Source organism: Serratia sp. EWG9, from assembly GCF_019913725.1.
In the GTDB taxonomy this organism is placed as follows: Bacteria; Pseudomonadota; Gammaproteobacteria; order Enterobacterales; family Enterobacteriaceae; genus Serratia; species Serratia ureilytica.
This window is the reverse complement of sequence record NZ_JADNRO010000004.1, coordinates 113,772-131,169: the sequence shown is the minus strand read 5'-3', so window position 1 is coordinate 131,169 and position 17,398 is coordinate 113,772. Positions and strand designations below refer to the sequence as shown.

Below are 17,398 nucleotides of genomic sequence, written 5' to 3'. Positions count from 1 at the left end.
TTTCACTCTTGATTGGAGGATAACTTGTCAGACGGCGCCGTCAGCGACGTCTGGAATCGGTTGTGCTGCAGCACCGGCATCTGCGCACGAATATTTTTCAGGCTTGCGGCGTCCACGCGCACCTTCAGTGCCGCCACGGCGTCCGGGTTCTCGGCCAGTACCTTGCCCCAGCCGTCGACGGCCAGCGTGTGGCCCCAGGTGCGACGGGTCGGCCCGTGGCGCCCCACCTGCGCCGGCGCCAGGATCATGCACTGGTTCTCGATCGCTCGGGCGCGCAGCAGGACTTCCCAATGCGCCTCGCCGGTTACCCGCGTAAAGGCCGCCGGCACCGAAATCAGTTCGGCGCCCTGCGCCCGCAGCGCCTGGAACAGCGCGGGGAAGCGCAGATCGTAGCATATGGTCATGCCCAAACGCCCGACCGGCGTATCCACCACCGTCAGGTGCTGCCCATGCTGGTAGGTATCCGACTCGCGGTAATGGCCGTGCGCGTCGTTGATGTCCACATCGAACATGTGCAGCTTGTCGTAGCGGGCGCGGATCTCGCCCTGCTCGTCGAACAACAGGCTGCTGGTGGTGATAAGCTCCGGGTTCTCACGGCTTACGAGCGGCATCGAGCCCACCAGCAACCACACGCCATAGCGGCGCGCCAGTTCGCGCACCGCATTCTGCAGCGGGCCATCGCCCTGTTTTTCCGCCTGTTGGCGGTAAGCTGCGGAGTTGGCGAACAGCAGCGCGTTCTCCGGCGTCATGACCAGTTTTACCCCGGCATTGAGCTGCTTAATCTGCTGTTCAATCTGGGCCAGGTTATCGCGCACCTGATCGCCACTGCACAACTGCAACAACGCAACGTTAGCATTCCTCATGACGCCTTATCCTCCTTTGACTTACGCTGTACCTCATTGATCTTCGGCTGGTCGAGATCGCCGCCGATATGGTAGCGAATCAGCGAAATCTTGCTCCACAGCGGCCCCAGCACCTGCGAGGCGGCGAACACCGCCGCGCCGACGATCGGGTTAACGACAAACGCCGTGGCCACGCCGACGGTCGCTGAAATCGCCGGCGCCACCACCGCTTCCATATCGATGCGGCGGCGCGCCAAATCGATCTGGCCGCTCATAGCAATATCCGCCGCCAAGCCATCGATCAATAGATTATCAGTATGCATTATGCCATCTTTCAGCCAGGCGGTACTGCGGATGGAATCAAAGTAGAAGCCTTTGCCGAAGGTATCGCTGAAGTCGAACTGCAGCTTGCGCAGCAAGGCGTCGAAGCTGACCAGCCGCAGCAGCTGACCGGCGCGGCCGCCGCCCATGCTGTCGATCTCGCCCTTGCCCATTTTGACCTGCAACGCGCCGCTCAGCGTATCGACCCGCGGCAGCCACGGCGTGCCATGCCAGTACAGATCGAAATCCACGTCGTAAGGCGCTCCCTTGAGCGGAATGGTGATGCCGAAGAAGGCGGCGGTTTCATCAATCTTGCCGCCGAGCAGCTTGCCTTTCAGCGAGCTGCGCTCTTCTTGCGCGTTTTGTTTCCACAGGCCGGTGGCGGTCATGCGCCCTTGGCCGGTATCGACCAGGCCGTGATCCAGCGTCAGAGTATCGCCCCGATTAGTCAGATCCGCCTCGACCTTGCCGAGGTTCTGCCCCAGTACCCAGCACGACTTGCAGCGCAACATCAGCGAAGGCCAGTCGCGGAAGCTGATTTTCTCCGGCGGCGGCGGCGTACCCGCCGCGCTTTTCGTCTCTGCGAACTGCGGGTTGTAATACAGATAATTGATATCGGCGCGCCACGGCCCGCGATCGGCCACCCGCAGGCTGCCGTCCACTTCGTCGCTCTTGGCGCTCACGAGGGTAGCGCCAAGCTGTTTCTCGGCCGACAGCGTCAGCTTATGCCAGGCCTGGCCGCCCAACAGCAACTGCGGCGTGGTCAGCGCCACGGTGGTGGGGAAGCTGAAACCGCCCACCTGGCCGCTGCCGCCGCCCTGTTTCAGCGCCGGCGCGAGCAGCGCCAGCCACTGCTCACCGTCCAACGCCGGCAGATTCAGCGTCATCGACTTGCCGGCCGGCAGCGGCGGCGTGCCGCCCCCGTTGGTTTGCCAAGCGGCGCGCGCCAGATTCACCTGTTTTTTATCGAAGTTCCATTCACTGTTGAAACGGTTCTGTTTGCCCGCGCTACCGGTCAACATGAAGCCGTTCAAACCGCCTTTGACCTTGACGTTCACCGGCAGCGCCTCTCCTGGTGCCTTGTCCAGCGGCGAAGGTAAGTGACTGCTCACTTTCTTCAAATCCGCGTCGAGACCGATATCGTAGCTGGCCGAACCTTGGTGCGGCAGCGTGATGGCCACCTGGCTCTGCCAGGGCGCGCTGCCGCTGAGCGCATCGGCGGCCTCTTTCGGCAGGCCGGGGAACTTGCCCGGCTGCCAGTCTCCTTTCAGACCAACGTTGACCTTGTAGTCACGCTCGCCTTCCTGCGTAGTGAAGTTGACCGCCACCGGTTGCCCGAACCAGTTGGCCGACAGGGTGTCGCTCTCCAGATTGCCGTTGTTGAAACGGAATTTGCCGCTGAGCTTCTGCAGCTCGCTTTCCAGCGGTTTTATCAGCAACGAATTATTGTTCAGCGCCACTTCACCGGTGGCTTTGACCTGCTCGCCGTCCAGCGGGATATCCAGATGTAAGCGCCCACTGACATCGCCGCCAATTTGCAGCTGCTCCAGCGCCGCCCCCAGCGAATCATGCAACGGCGTCTGCATAAAGTAGTCATGCACATCGCTGCCCGCGCCGGCCACGTCGGCGTCAATCAGCAGCCGCTCTTTCAGGTAATCCGGGATCACCGCGCTGATATTTTTACCCGCCACCTTGCCCAACCGGGTTTGCGGCGCATGCATCCACAGCCCCTCGTTGGCGAAATCGAGATCGATCGCCAAATCGGTCAGCGCCGGCCAGCCCGGTTGGAACTGGAAGGTGGCATGGCGCAGCGGTACGAAGACTTCGAACTGTCCTTCGTTTTTGCGATACGGGAAGTGCTGCGGATCGCCGGAATAAATCAGCGTGGCGTTATCCACCTGGCCGCCCTGAATGGCGCCGCTCAGGTAGTCCACCAGATGCTTGCCCATCAACGGTTCCGGGAAATAGCGCCAGGCGTCGGCGCCGTCATACAGGCGGATGCCCGCCAGGATGTTCAGCCACGGATCGCCCTTGGCCGGCTGCTGATAACGGAAATCGCCGTTGACCCATAGCGACTTCGCCTTGACGTCCAGCCCCTGGCTCGCCAGTTCCCAGCCCTGATCGTTGTAACGCCAGGTCAGCGCGCCACGCGCGCTGCTGATTTCAAGCGGCGCGCGGAACATGTCGCCGTAAGGCAGAGTGCTGTCGGTGAGCCCCAGCGTCAGGCGGCCGTTCTCCACCCCGCCGCTCAACGCCCCGGAGAAGTGGTTAACGCCCGGCAGCAGTTCCCAACGCTGCCAGCTGACATCGCGCCACAGCGCCTGGAAACGGCTCTTTTCCGGCTGCTTGAGCGGAATGTCCAGCGCCAGCGCTTCCAATTGCCCCTGCGGCTGCAGATCGTTCCAGCGGTCGAGCACGTCCGGGCTGAGGAAGGAGAAGGTCGGCAACAGCGCCGACAGACGCTCCAGCTGAATATCAGTCGCGCGCACACGCAGTTCTTCATTCTGCGCCGGCCCCATGAATTCAGTGTTTTCCGGCAGCCACAGCGCGGAAAGCCCGCCCTGCGGCCAGGCCTGGCCGTCGGTGCTCAACCGCAGTTGCGGCACGTCGAGCTGCCAACCGGTGCCCTGGCGGCGCAGCGACAGCGCCAGATTATCCACGTCCAGCCGGTGCTGCGCGGCGCCGGTGTCCCAGTTGGCCGCCCCCTGCTTGAGCAACGCATTGCCGCCGGCGATCTGGCCGTTCTGCACCTGCAGCCAGGCCGCCAGGCTGAAGTCGGCGCTTTCCAGCCCGGTGTTGGCGCGCAGCCAGCGGGTAAACCAGGGTTTCATGTCGATGTTATCGGCCTGCAGGTAGACCGTGCCGGTATCCAGCAGGCCCTGATTATCGCGCAGGTCCATGCGCAGCTGCACCACGCCGTGTTGGCCGTTCAGCGTCGACAGGCTGATCTGCCCCTCGGCGCGGTGACGATCGCGGCCGTTGAGCCAGGTCAGCTGGGGAATGTCAAATTCGGCGCGCGCGCCGGCGGGCGTCAGGAACGAGATACGGCTGTCGCGCAAATCGAAGTGATCGAGCTGGCGCAGCATCAGATCGCTGATCCTGCCCGGCTCAAGGCCTTCGCCCTGCTGGTCGCCGCCCAGCGTGGCGTTCAAATCGAGGCGGAATTGGTAGAAGGTCAGATCGCGGAACTGCCAGCGCCAGTGCAGCAGCGACTGCCACACGTCCAACGCCAGCGTCACGCGCTCGATATGCACATCGCTTTTGGGCAGCGTAGCGCTCAGGTTGCGCATTTCAAGCTGCGGGCCGAACGTTTCCCAACTGCCCTGCACGAAATCCATCCGCACGGGCACGCCGGACAGCTTCTCCACCTGCGCCAGCAGTTGGGGGCGGTAGTCGTTCAGCTTCGGCAGCATCAGGCGCAGCCCGCTGATCAGCAGCGCCACAATCACAATTAGGGTGGCGCCTGTTGCTAACAGAATCCCAGGCAGTCGCCTCACGCAGTTCTCCTTGCTCCGCTGCCTGGCAACGGGAATATCTATGCACTGACGGGCCCGGCGTGCCGGGCCCCTACCGATGTCGGGCGGGCTACATCATGACGACGTCGAACTGCTCCTGGCTGTACAACGGTTCGATCTGCACCTTCACCTGTTTGCCGACGAAGATCTCCACTTCGGCCAGCGCGTGCGACTCTTCGCTCTTCAGCGCTTCGCCGACCGCCGCGGAGGCGTACACCAGGAAGCGATCGGAATCGTAGGCGTGATGCACACGCACAATTTCGCGCAGGATCTCGTAGCACACGGTTTCCACCGTTTTCACGGTGCCGCGCCCATTGCAAGTAGGACAATCGTGACAGAGCACATGTTCAATGCTTTCACGCGTTCGTTTACGCGTCATTTCAACTAAGCCTAGCTGAGAGAAGCCGTTGATCGTGGTTTTTACCCGATCTTTACTCAACGCCTGCTCCAGCGAGTGCAGAACCCGGCGGCGATGCTCTTCGTTGTTCATATCGATGAAGTCGATAATGATGATGCCGCCCAGGTTGCGCAGCCGCAGCTGGCGGGCAATGGCCTGCGTCGCCTCGATGTTGGTATTGAAGATGGTTTCATCGAGGTTGCGGTGGCCGACGAAGGCGCCGGTGTTGATGTCGACGGTGGTCATCGCCTCGGTCTGATCGATGATCAGATAGCCGCCGGACTTCAGCTCCACCTTGCGCTCCAGCGCGCGCTGGATCTCGTTTTCCACATCGTACAGATCGAAAATCGGTTGGCTGCCGGTGTACAGCTCCAGCTTGCGGGTGATGTCCGGGATATACTCGCCGGTAAACTCCACCAGCAGATCGTGCGTCAACCGCGAATCGACGCGAATGCGATCCAGCGCCGCGCCGGCGAAGTCGCGCAGGATGCGCTGCGCCAGCGCCAGCTCGCCGTACAGCTTGTATTTGGTCTGGTTGCGCTTCTTGCGCTCCATCACCTTGGTCCACAGGCGTTTGAGGAACGCCGCGTCCTGCGCCAGCTCCTCCTCGCCGATGCCCTCCGCCGCGGTGCGGATGATAAAACCGCCCAGCTCGTCGCAGTGCGGCGCAACGATGGACTTCAGGCGTTCGCGCTCGGCTTCGCTTTCAATGCGCTGCGACACGCCGACGTGCGCCGCGCCCGGCATGAAGACCAGATAGCGCGAAGGCAGCGTAATGTCGGTAGTCAGACGCGCGCCCTTGGTGCCGAGCGGATCTTTCACCACCTGCACCATCAGGTCTTGCCCCTGGCGCACCAGCTCGGCGATGTCGCGCACGTGGAAGTTTTTCCGCTCGTCGCCGGCGACGCATTCGGTATGCGGCATGATGTCGGAGGCGTGCAGGAAGGCGGCCTTGTCCAGGCCGATGTCGACGAACGCCGCCTGCATCCCCGGCAGGACGCGGCTGACGCGCCCTTTATAGATATTGCCGACGATGCCGCGTTTTGATTCGCGTTCGATATGAATCTCTTGCAGAATGCCGCCATCGATATAGGCGACCCGCGTTTCAGACGGTGTGATATTAACCAGTAGCTCAGCTGTCATGCCTTCTCCTCAGAGCCGGTCGATAATGGCAGCGCCCATCAACCGGTTCTTACATCACGTAATGCGACAAAATTACTGAGCAGCTCATGTGTTTCGACCAGTGGCAGACCGACCACCGCGTGATAACTCCCGGTTATCGTTCTGACGAAACAACCACCCTTTCCTTGAATGCCGTAGGCGCCCGCTTTATCCATCGGTTCGCCCGTAGCAATATAGTCGCGGATATCCTGTTGCGACAGGCTGCGGAACGTCACGTCGGTCACCACCAGCTGGCAACGCACGTCTTGGCGATCGGCGATCGCCACCGCCGTCATCACCTGATGCTGTTTGCCCGACAGGGCCGCCAGCATCTGTGCCGCATGGGCTTCGTCGCGCGGCTTCTCCAGCACCCGGCCGTTGAGCACCACGATGGTGTCGGCGCCCAGCACCGGCCGATCTTCCTGCGCCAGCGCCACGCCCGCTTTGGCCTTGTCCTGCGCCAGGCGGCGCACATAGGCTTCTGCGGCTTCGCCTTCCCGGCGCTGCTCTTCGGTATGCGTCAACAGGATGTCGAACGATACGCCCAGCAGGGCCAGCAGTTCACGTCGACGTGGGGAGCCGGAGGCCAGATAAAGCGAAGTCATTGAGATACCCTTACTGTACGGCGAACTGACGGCGGATTTTGCGCATCAACAGGAATAACCACGGCCACAAAATGCCGTTTACCACACTACTCCAGAACACCTCTGGGCGGAAAGAGACGTTGATCACTAAAAACTCAGCCCAGAACACCACCACGTCCATCGACAGCGACAGCAGCACGACGATCAGCGCCTGTTGCCACAGCGCCATATTGCGGAACAGTTGGAATTTGAACGCCACCAGGTAGGCGATGATGCCCAGCGCCAGCGCGCGCACGCCCAGCGTGGAGCCGAGGATCAGATCCATGATCAACCCCAGCACGAAACCGGTGCCGACGTTGACGCGGTGCGGCAAGGCCATCACCCAGTAAATGAGGATCAGCACCAGCCACGAAGGCCGGAACATGTAGATCTGTTCCGGCCACGGCATGATTTGCAGCACCAACGCCACCAGGAACGACAGCCAGATGATCCAGCGCCCGTGGCTGCGGTAACTGTTCATTGCACCACTCCCGCCGCGGCAGGCTGGGCTGGAGGCTGGGCAGACGCCGGAGCGACGGTTTGCGGCGCCACGCCGGTGGCCGGCGCCGGCAGCTGCGGCCCGACCGAACCGGCAGGCGGCAGCACCTGCGGCATCATCTGCATCAGGCGCTCATTGGCCACGCGGTGAACTTCGTCCGGCGGCAACGGCATGTCGCCGTTGCGATCGGCGCCCCACAGCAGCAGCAGGTAGCGCAAGCGCTGCAGACCGGCGGTCGGCCGCGCCTGAATCACGGTGTAAGCGCGTTGATTGTCGACCTTGACCGAAGAGACTACCGCCACCGGATACCCTTCCGGGAAACGGCCGCCGAGGCCGGAGGTCACCAGCACGTCGCCAACGCGGATATCGGTATTGTTCGGCAGGTGTTCCAGCTGCAGATCGTCGGTGCAGCCGCTGCCTGCGGCGATCACCCGAATATCGTTGCGCAGCACCTGAATCGGCAACGCGTGCGAGGCATCGCAGATCAGCAGCACGCGGCTGGTCACCTTCGCCACCGCCACGACCTGGCCAACCACGCCCTTGTCACTGATCACCGGCTGGCCTTCATAGACGCCGTTGTCCGACCCTTTGTCGATAACGACTTGGTCGCTGTACGGATCGGAACCGGTGGAGATCACCTGGGTGACCATCTTGTGTTCGTCCTGGCGCAGCGGGGAACCCAGCAGCTCGCGCAAGCGGGCGTTTTCCTGCTTGAATTGGCCAAGAAGAAGAATATCGCTGTTTTTCAGCAGCAGTTCCTGCCGCAGAGCTCGGTTTTCCAGCTCCAGCTGTTGGCGGGTGGCCAGCGTTTCCGACACGCTGTCCAAAACTTTACGCGGCCCGTTGGCCAGAAAATAGAAAGGGCTGACTGCGGTGTCCATGTAGTTACGTATCTTCACGAACGTGCCGAGCCGGCTGTCGGCAACGATCAGGCCAATGGCCGCGATCACCGCCAAAAAAAGTCGCAGTTGCAGGGAAGGCCCCCTGCTAAAAATCGGCTTCATAAATTATGCGAGTTCCTCGACAACAGAAAGAGGAACCGTACCCGATTTTCGCTGTGCGCATTCATCCGATACGATTCCTCCTTCCAGGGGCTGACTATTCTTCGCTGAACAAATCGCCGCCGTGCATGTCGATCATTTCCAACGCCTTGCCGCCGCCGCGCGCCACGCAGGTCAGCGGATCTTCCGCCACCACGACCGGGATGCCGGTTTCTTCCATCAGCAGGCGATCGAGGTTGCGCAGCAACGCGCCGCCGCCGGTCAAGACCATGCCGCGTTCGGAAATGTCGGAGGCCAATTCTGGCGGGCACTGCTCCAGCGCAACCATCACCGCGCTGACGATGCCGGTCAGCGGCTCTTGCAGGGCTTCGAGGATTTCATTGGAGTTCAGGGTAAAGCCGCGCGGTACGCCTTCAGCCAGGTTACGGCCGCGCACTTCGATTTCGCGCACTTCGTCGCCCGGATAGGCAGAACCGATTTCGTGCTTGATGCGCTCTGCGGTGGCTTCGCCGATCAGCGAGCCATAGTTGCGGCGCACATAATTGATGATGGCTTCATCGAAACGGTCACCGCCGATGCGCACGGAAGAGGAGTACACCACGCCGTTCAGCGAGATCACCGCCACTTCAGTGGTACCGCCACCGATATCCACCACCATGGAGCCGGTCGCTTCGGAAACCGGCAAACCTGCACCGATCGCCGCCGCCATCGGCTCTTCAATCAGGAACACTTCACGCGCGCCGGCCCCTTGGGCGGACTCGCGGATAGCGCGGCGTTCAACCTGGGTTGCGCCGACCGGCACACAGACCAGCACGCGCGGGCTTGGGCGCATAAAGCTGTTGCTGTGAACCTGTTTGATAAAGTGCTGCAGCATTTTTTCGGTCACGAAGAAGTCGGCGATCACGCCGTCTTTCATCGGGCGAATAGCCGCGATGTTGCCGGGGGTGCGGCCCAGCATCTGTTTGGCGTCATGACCGACGGCCGCTACGCTCTTTGGGGAGCCGGCACGATCCTGGCGAATGGCAACCACCGAAGGTTCATTCAGTACGATGCCTTGCCCTTTAACATAAATCAGGGTATTGGCGGTACCCAAGTCGATGGACAAGTCGTTGGAAAACATGCCACGAAATTTCTTAAACATAACGAAAGGATAATCCTGCAAGCTGGGGGCGGAAAATAAAATCCGCCTACTTTACCAACCACACGAAGCAGCGACAAGGCGCAAAAACGTTCTACTTCGGTGAAAAATAGTCTGTATTGTTTCTGCTCGAATGCACGGAAATTGGATGAGGCCTGAATTCCCTGAACAAAGGCTCAGTTTACCACCCTGTCAACGCACGAAACGGCGTAACACAGCTCATAAAATCTAACATATTCCCTGATTGCCGCCGGTGGTAAGCACCTACCAACGTCAACCAGATAAAGGCAGACAAGAGCCTATCTCAAATAGGCGTTGTTGTCGCAGGCAGTTTGGAAAAAACTCCAAAAAGACGGTAACGAGGCCCAGATGGATCCGGACCTCATTCTACGTCAATTTTTGTCCGTCAATCAGCTTAAACACGATAACGACGTGAATATTTTTTACGCCCCACGTCGATCGGTTCCGGTGACGCGAAAAAGTCGCCCTGCCCGCCATGGATCCCACGCTCTTTCAGCGTCTGCCATTCGTTGCGCGTACGTACGCTGGCAGCGAACACCTGAGCGCGCGTGCCCGCGCAGGCGCCGGTCAGGCTCTGCACGAACAGTTGGTTTTCGTCCCGCTTATCGATACTCCGCACCAACCCCGGGTGGAGCTTGACGATCTCCACCTGCAACGACTTGATATAGGACGTACTGACCACGGTTAACCCCGCTTTGGACACCGCCAGGCGGCAACCCAGCCCTGACAGCAACCTCAGCACCGGACGCAAACGGTCGATATGTTGACACACATCTGCCTCCGCAAGTTCAATCAGAATTCGTCGACGCTGACTTTTTTCGCACTGCAACAGCGTATCGCGCAGCCAGCGTTGGAAAGAGCGCTGCAAAATCGAGTCCACGCACAGCGGGAACGCCAGCGTTTCTTCAGGCCACTGCGCCAGCAACGGGATGATGCGGCTCACCTGTTGGCGATCGTAACTCTCCGCTAACCCCAATTGCTCCACCAGCGGCATATATTCCGCCGGCAGCAATTCCTGGGCGCCGTCATAAATTCGGCTCATGATCTCACGGTGGTGCACCTCGCCTTCCACGGTCACCGCCGGTTTCTGATACAGCCGCGGGCCGCCGCGCGCCAGCACCAGTTCCAGCAGCGTGCGCCACTTGACGCTGCCGCGCCCCTTTTCCGGCACCTGGCTGTCGTACACGTACCAACCGTTTTCGCCCTGCAGCGTGGCGTGCCGCGTCGCCTGCTCCGCGTAATCGATCACCTGCTCCGTGGTCTGGCCGCTGCGGTACGCCACGATGCCGATGTGCAGGAAGGCCTCACGGTCGATCATCGCCGTGGAAGGCAAGGCATCGATGGCGTTGACCAGCTGTGAGGCGATGCCGTCGGCCTCCTTCAGCGTGCGATGCGGCAGCAAGACGGTAAAATCGCTGTGAAAATAGCGCGCCAGCAGCGCCGACGGATAGCGCATCACGAAAGTAGACAGCAGATTGACCAGCGAATACATCAGCTCCTGCACCGCCACGCTGCCGTGCGTGTCGCGCAGGGTCTCGAAATCGGGCAGCCGCACCATCATCACGATGCCGTGCGAGCCTTCCTCTTCCAGCTGAGTGGTCAATTGGTTATCGAAGAACAGGCGATTGTTCAGCCCGGTTTTGGCGTCCTGCGCCGCGAAGGCGCGGATCAGCGTATCGACCCGGCTGCGCTCCTCCCGGGCTTCCGCCAGATCGGCCAGCAGGCGGTCGAGCGCCCCGCTGACGTTGGCCGGCCATTCGCGCACGTCGCCCTGCATGACGTTTTCGCGCTCGCCGTTCAGAATGCGCCGCGCGCGGCGCTCCAGACGATCCTCGCCGTCGGCCTGTTCACGCAGCCAGCGCAGGCTGAACAGCAAAATCACCACCATAACGACGATCGACAGCGTGACGGCGGCCGTGGATTGCAACGTGCGCACATCGCTGGCGAAGGGATCGAGGTAGGTGATTTGCAGCGTACTGCCCGGGTGCTGCAACAGCGGCCGCGAGACCTGACGATAGCCGTTCAGCGCATCCCAGGGCTCTTTTTTCGCCGTCGGCAATTTATAGTCGAGGAGCTTGCTGGCGCCGGCCTCTACGCGGATCGACACAATGCCGAGCGGGCGCATGACAATCGGCAACCATTTCTCCTGATCGCGCGGCGACTCGCGCAACATGGCTTGATCGAGAGACGTGACCAGCGAATCAAAGCGACGCTCCTGGCGATCCTGGGTAACGTAAAAGAAGCTGTATGAGCATCCCATCAGCATCAAAAACATCGCCAGCGCGACCAACAGAGTGATCAATGCAGAGAGTTTGGTGGTAAATCGCATCCCTGTGCCTTGTCCGCTATGGTTAAGTGAGTGTTCACCCTTTAGCTAAAAGGGGCCGTCCAACCCTAACAAGCCTTGCTGAGGAATTAAACCTGCAAGCGCCGTTTTTGTCCTTTATCAGGACTTGGGCCGCTTATTATGCATATAGTCAAATAAATGTGATTCAGCCATTGATAGAAAAGTGTAAACGAGAGGAAGAGTGACATGCGTGCACTGTTATTGGAACAACAAGACGACCAAACTCTGGCTCATATCAAAGATATCGGCAGCGATCGGTTGCCGGAAGGCGATGTTACCGTCGACATCAACTGGTCCAGCCTGAACTACAAGGATGCGCTGGCGATCACCGGGAAAGGCAAGATCGTGCGTCATTTCCCGATGGTGCCGGGCATCGACTTCGCCGGCACCGTGCGCCACAGCGGTGACGCTCGCTTTAAAGAGGGGCAAAGCGTGGTGCTCACCGGCTGGGGCGTGGGTGAACACCACTGGGGCGGCCTGGCCGAGCAGGCCCGCGTCTCCGGCGAGTGGCTGGTGCCGCTGCCGAACGGCCTGGATGAGCGCAAGGCGATGATCATCGGCACCGCCGGCTTTACCGCCATGCTGTGCGTGATGGCGCTGGAGGAAGGCGGGGTACACCCGGACGACGGCGATATCCTGGTTACCGGCGCCAGCGGCGGCGTGGGCAGCACCGCCATCGCCCTGCTGGCGGCGCTGGGGTACCGGGTGACCGCCATCAGCGGCCGCGACAGCAATACCGACTACCTGAAAGCGCTCGGCGCCAAAGAGGTGATGTCGCGCGATGGCTATATCGACACGCCGCGTCCGCTGGAGAAACAGCTGTGGGCCGGCGCGGTGGACACCGTCGGCGACAAACTGCTGGCCCGGGTGCTGGCGCAGATGAACTATAACGGCACCGTCGCCGCCTGCGGCCTGGCCGGCGGCTATCAGTTGCCGACCACCGTGATGCCGTTCATTCTGCGCAATGTGCGCCTGCAAGGGGTGGATTCGGTGCATACGCCGCTGCATCGCCGCCAAACCGCCTGGGAACGGCTGGCCGGCATTCTGCCGGACAGTTTCTATCAGCAGGCCACGCACGAAATCACCCTCGAACAGGCGCCGGCCACCGCCGCCGCGCTGCTGAACAACCAAATCACCGGCCGCACTCTGGTGAAAATCCGCTGACGGACTCCCCCCGGCGACGGGGGGCTCACCGGCGTCTGCGAAATTTCATATTTTCCCGCGTCCCCTCGCTTCCGGCCGGCTTTAGCGCCATGCTTATTTCATGGAGCCCCGTTAACCGCTTGCGGGCGGCGGGCATCAGTCGCGGAGAACATCAGCATGAACAAACACCCCAAATTGACCGAGGCCGACGTCACGCCGGAGAGCGTATTCCACCAGCGGCGCAAAGTGCTGCAGGCGCTCGGCATCACCGCCGCCACGCTGGCGCTGCCTACCGGCGCACAGGCGGACCTGCTGTCGTGGTTCAAAGGCAACGATCGTCCCAAGGCGCCGCCGGGCAAAGCGCTGGAATTCAGCAAACCGGCCGCCTGGCAGGCGCAGCTGGCGATGACGCCGGAAGACAAGGTCACCGGCTACAACAACTTCTATGAGTTCGGCCTCGACAAGGCCGATCCGGCCGCCAACGCCGGCGGGCTGAAGACCGAAGGCTGGAAAGTGCGCATCGACGGCGAAGTGGCGAAGCCGATAACGCTGGATATCGACGATCTGATGAAGCGTTTCCCGCTGGAGCAGCGCATTTATCGCATGCGCTGCGTCGAGGCCTGGTCGATGGTGGTGCCATGGATCGGTTTCGAGCTGGGCAAGCTTCTCAAGCTGGCCGAGCCGAACGGCAGCGCGCGCTACGTGGCCTTCCAGACGCTGTACGATCCGGAACAGATGCCCGGCCAGAAAGATCGCTTTATCGGCGGCGGCCTGAAATATCCCTACATCGAAGGGCTGCGGCTGGACGAGGCGATGCATCCGCTGGCGCTGCTGACCGTCGGCGTGTACGGCAAAACCCTGCCGCCGCAAAACGGCGCGCCGCTGCGGTTGATTACGCCGTGGAAATACGGCTTCAAAGGCATCAAGTCGATCGTGCATATCCGTTTGGTGCGCGATCAGCCGCCGACCACCTGGAACCAATCTGCGCCGAACGAGTACGGTTTTTACGCCAACGTGAATCCGCACGTCGATCATCCGCGCTGGTCGCAGGCCACCGAGCGTTTCATCGGCGCCGGCGGCATACTCGACGTCAAACGCCAACCGACGCTGCTGTTTAACGGCTATGCCGATCAGGTGGCGTCGCTGTATCACGGCATGGACCTGCGGGAGAATTTCTAAGTGCGCCTGACGCCTGTTCATATCAAATGGCTGAAAGCCGCCCTGCATCTGGCGGCGTTTTTGCCCTTTCTCTGGCTGGTGTTGGCGGTGGATCAGGGCTGGTTCAGCGCCGATCCGTCCAAGGACATTCAGCATTTTACCGGCAGGATGACGCTGAAACTGCTGCTGGCCACGCTGGCTATCGCCCCGCTGGCGCGCTACGCCCGGCAGCCGCTGCTGATCCGCTGCCGCCGCCTGGTCGGGCTGTGGTGCTTTGCCTGGGGCACGTTGCACCTGATAAGCTACTCCACGCTGGAACTGGGGCTGAGCAATCTCGGCCTGCTGGGCAGCGAGCTGGTGAATCGCCCGTATCTGACGCTCGGCATCCTCACCTGGCTGATCCTGCTGGCGCTGGCGGCCACCTCGACGCTGTGGGCGATGCGCAAACTGGGCGCCAAATGGCAAACGTTGCACAACTTCGTCTATCTGGCGGCGATCCTCGCGCCCATCCACTATCTGTGGTCGGTCAAAACGTTTTCCCCCCAGCCGTTCATTTACGCGCTGTTGGCGGTGGCGCTGTTGGGCCTGCGTTACAAGAAATTCCGCGCTTGGTGGCGCTGAATCGCGCGGCGGCGCGTGGGATTGCCGCTGAAAAACGCGCGCGCCGGCGGGAACTTTTTTTGTGTTCCAGCGCTCATATTCCTGTCACGGCTCCCCGAGTTCGTCGATTTGGGGTTGAATATCTTCGCTGATAAGACCAGTATTTAGCTGCGAATTGCTACGATATCGTTATAATGCCCGACCTTGTTTCTGTTCTCAGGGTGAATTTGCCCCTTAACAGGTGACAAATCGGTAACATCGGGTTATTTTCTACGATGATGGTTTTATTGCCGGAGATACCAGCACAATGGCGGATAAGTTTCACATTTTGCTTCTGAACGGCCCCAATCTCAATCTGCTGGGGACGCGTGAGCCGGAGAAGTACGGCAGCACGACGCTGACAGAGATTGTTAACGGATTGGAAAACCAGGCATCCGCATTGGATATTACCCTGAGCCATCTGCAGTCCAACGCCGAGCATCAGCTGATCGATCGCATCCATCAGGCGCGCGGCAATACCGATTTCATTCTGATAAATCCGGCGGCGTTCACGCATACCAGCGTGGCGCTGCGCGATGCGTTGCTGGCGGTGCAGATCCCGTTCATCGAGATCCACCTGTCCAACGTGCACGCCCGCGAACCTTTCCGCCATCACTCTTATCTCTCAGACGTAGCGGTAGGCGTGATTTGCGGCCTCGGCGCGGATGGCTACGCTTTCGCTTTACAGGCAGCGGTTAACCGTCTGTCGAAAACCCACTAATTGCTCCACAAAAAGAGTACGGAATCACACTCATGGATATTCGTAAAATCAAGAAACTGATCGAACTGGTTGAAGAATCAGGCATTTCTGAACTGGAAATCTCTGAAGGCGAAGAATCAGTTCGCATCAGCCGTGCCGCACCGGCGCAGGCTTATCCCGTCATGCAGCAGGCCTACGCGATGCCGGCACAGCAGCAGCCAGCCCTGGCTAACGCCGTTGCCACCGCGCCTGCGGCAGAAACCCCTGCAGCACCGGCGGCCGTGAGTGGCCACGTCGTTCGTTCCCCAATGGTAGGCACCTTCTACCGCACCCCAAGCCCGGACGCGAAAGCCTTCGTGGAAGTGGGCCAGAAAGTGAACGCCGGCGATACCCTGTGCATCGTTGAAGCCATGAAAATGATGAACCAGATCGAAGCGGACAAGTCCGGCGTCGTGAAAGCCATCCTGGTGGAAAACGGCCAGCCGGTCGAATATGACGAGCCGCTGGTCGTCATCGAATAACGAGGCGCCCCCATGCTTGATAAAATTGTTATCGCCAACCGCGGCGAGATCGCGCTTCGCATCCTGCGTGCCTGTAAAGAACTGGGCATCAAGACCGTTGCGGTTCACTCCGCGGCCGACCGCGATCTGAAACACGTTCTGCTGGCCGACGAGACCGTCTGCATCGGTCCTGCGCCATCGGTAAAAAGCTATCTGAACATCCCGGCCATCATCTCGGCGGCGGAAATCACCGGCGCAGTGGCGATCCACCCGGGCTACGGCTTCCTGTCCGAGAACGCCGACTTCGCCGAGCAGGTTGAACGCTCCGGTTTCATCTTCATCGGCCCGAAAGCCGAAACCATCCGCCTGATGGGCGACAAGGTTTCCGCGATCAACGCCATGAAAAAAGCCGGCGTGCCATGCGTGCCGGGCTCCGACGGCCCGCTGACCGATGACATGGATAAAAACCGTGCCTTCGCCAAACGCATCGGTTATCCGGTGATCATCAAGGCCTCCGGCGGCGGCGGCGGCCGCGGCATGCGCGTCGTGCGCAGCGACAAAGACCTTGAGCAGTCCATCAACATGACGAAAGCGGAAGCCAAAGCGGCTTTCAACAACGACATGGTGTACATGGAAAAATACCTGGAGAATCCGCGTCACATCGAGATTCAGGTATTGGCCGACGGCCAGGGCAACGCCATCTATCTGGCCGAGCGCGACTGCTCCATGCAGCGTCGCCACCAGAAGGTGGTCGAAGAAGCGCCGGCGCCGGGCATCACCAGCGAAATGCGCCGCTACATCGGCGAGCGCTGCTCGAAAGCCTGTGTGGAAATCGGCTATCGCGGTGCGGGCACCTTCGAGTTCCTTTATGAAAACGGCGAGTTCTATTTCATCGAAATGAACACCCGTATTCAGGTAGAGCACCCGGTTACCGAAATGATCACCGGCGTGGATCTGATCAAAGAGCAGCTGCGCATCGCTGCCGGTCAGCCGCTGTCGATCAAACAGGAAGAAGTGAAGATCCACGGCCATGCGGTAGAATGCCGCATCAACGCCGAAGATCCGAACACCTTCCTGCCGAGCCCGGGCAAGATCACCCGCTTCCACGCGCCAGGCGGTTTCGGCGTGCGTTGGGAATCTCATATCTACGCCGGTTATACCGTACCGCCGTACTATGACTCCATGATCGGCAAACTGATCACCTACGGCGAAAACCGTGACGTGGCGATTGCCCGCATGAAAAACGCCCTGGCTGAACTGATCATCGACGGCATCAAAACCAACGTTGAGCTGCAGCAGAAGATCATGAACGACGAAAACTTCCAGCACGGTGGCACCAACATCCACTATCTGGAGAAGAAGCTGGGTCTGCAGGAAACCTAAGCAGGCACGC

14 protein-coding genes are annotated in these 17,398 nt (G+C 60.7%); 6 read left to right on the top strand and 8 right to left on the bottom strand.

Going from position 1 to position 17,398, the window contains the following annotated elements:
* Positions 1-2 precede the first annotated feature (2 nt).
* From nit1 to csrD, 8 genes are all read right to left on the bottom strand, one after another.
* A complete protein-coding gene (nit1, locus tag ITX55_RS11300) occupies positions 3-863 on the bottom strand; it encodes a deaminated glutathione amidase (protein ID WP_197756112.1) in 861 nt (286 codons plus the stop codon).
* A complete protein-coding gene (yhdP, locus tag ITX55_RS11295) occupies positions 860-4,660 on the bottom strand; it encodes an AsmA2 domain-containing protein YhdP (RefSeq protein ID WP_223085067.1) in 3,801 nt (1,266 codons plus the stop codon). The genes nit1 and yhdP overlap by 4 nt, the downstream gene beginning before the upstream one ends.
* Before the next feature lie 88 nt (positions 4,661-4,748).
* On the bottom strand, positions 4,749-6,218 hold the full coding sequence (gene rng, locus ITX55_RS11290; protein WP_019453170.1) for a ribonuclease G: 1,470 nt from the start codon (positions 6,216-6,218) through the stop codon (positions 4,749-4,751).
* Between the two features lie 38 nt (positions 6,219-6,256).
* Positions 6,257-6,841 carry a nucleoside triphosphate pyrophosphatase gene (locus ITX55_RS11285; RefSeq protein ID WP_108682079.1) on the bottom strand — a complete coding sequence of 195 codons (585 nt, stop codon included), beginning with the start codon at positions 6,839-6,841 and terminating at the stop codon, positions 6,257-6,259.
* 10 nt (positions 6,842-6,851) lie between these two features.
* Positions 6,852-7,340, bottom strand: coding sequence for a rod shape-determining protein MreD (gene mreD / locus ITX55_RS11280; RefSeq protein ID WP_004936918.1), 489 nt, complete (start codon positions 7,338-7,340; stop codon positions 6,852-6,854).
* A complete protein-coding gene (gene mreC / locus ITX55_RS11275; RefSeq protein WP_223085065.1) occupies positions 7,337-8,362 on the bottom strand; it encodes a rod shape-determining protein MreC in 1,026 nt (341 codons plus the stop codon). The genes mreD and mreC overlap by 4 nt, the downstream gene beginning before the upstream one ends.
* A gap of 94 nt (positions 8,363-8,456) precedes the next feature.
* On the bottom strand, positions 8,457-9,500 hold the full coding sequence (gene mreB / locus ITX55_RS11270) for a rod shape-determining protein MreB (RefSeq protein WP_003855260.1): 1,044 nt from the start codon (positions 9,498-9,500) through the stop codon (positions 8,457-8,459).
* 412 nt (positions 9,501-9,912) lie between these two features.
* Positions 9,913-11,847: an RNase E specificity factor CsrD gene (gene csrD / locus ITX55_RS11265; protein WP_108682081.1), complete on the bottom strand. Its 1,935-nt coding sequence runs from the start codon at positions 11,845-11,847 to the stop codon at positions 9,913-9,915.
* Positions 11,848-12,051: 204 nt separating this feature from the next.
* Here csrD and ITX55_RS11260 point away from each other — a divergent pair, with 204 nt between their 5' ends.
* From ITX55_RS11260 to accC, 6 genes are all read left to right on the top strand, one after another.
* Positions 12,052-13,029 (top strand): MDR family oxidoreductase, encoded by a 978-nt coding sequence (locus ITX55_RS11260; RefSeq protein ID WP_033644448.1) that lies wholly within the window; start codon positions 12,052-12,054, stop codon positions 13,027-13,029.
* A 156-nt stretch (positions 13,030-13,185) separates the two neighbouring features.
* On the top strand, positions 13,186-14,187 hold the full coding sequence (msrP, locus tag ITX55_RS11255; RefSeq protein ID WP_072626900.1) for a protein-methionine-sulfoxide reductase catalytic subunit MsrP: 1,002 nt from the start codon (positions 13,186-13,188) through the stop codon (positions 14,185-14,187).
* Complete coding sequence (gene msrQ / locus ITX55_RS11250) at positions 14,188-14,787, top strand: protein-methionine-sulfoxide reductase heme-binding subunit MsrQ (protein ID WP_016930241.1); 600 nt, start codon at positions 14,188-14,190, stop codon at positions 14,785-14,787.
* 286 nt (positions 14,788-15,073) lie between these two features.
* On the top strand, positions 15,074-15,526 hold the full coding sequence (gene aroQ, locus ITX55_RS11245) for a type II 3-dehydroquinate dehydratase (protein WP_004936891.1): 453 nt from the start codon (positions 15,074-15,076) through the stop codon (positions 15,524-15,526).
* A 32-nt stretch (positions 15,527-15,558) separates the two neighbouring features.
* Positions 15,559-16,026 (top strand): acetyl-CoA carboxylase biotin carboxyl carrier protein, encoded by a 468-nt coding sequence (gene accB, locus ITX55_RS11240; protein ID WP_033636178.1) that lies wholly within the window; start codon positions 15,559-15,561, stop codon positions 16,024-16,026.
* A gap of 12 nt (positions 16,027-16,038) precedes the next feature.
* Entirely contained in the window at positions 16,039-17,388 is a 1,350-nt protein-coding gene (gene accC / locus ITX55_RS11235; RefSeq protein ID WP_033651233.1) for an acetyl-CoA carboxylase biotin carboxylase subunit, read from the top strand.
* The last annotated feature ends 10 nt before the right edge of the window (positions 17,389-17,398 follow it).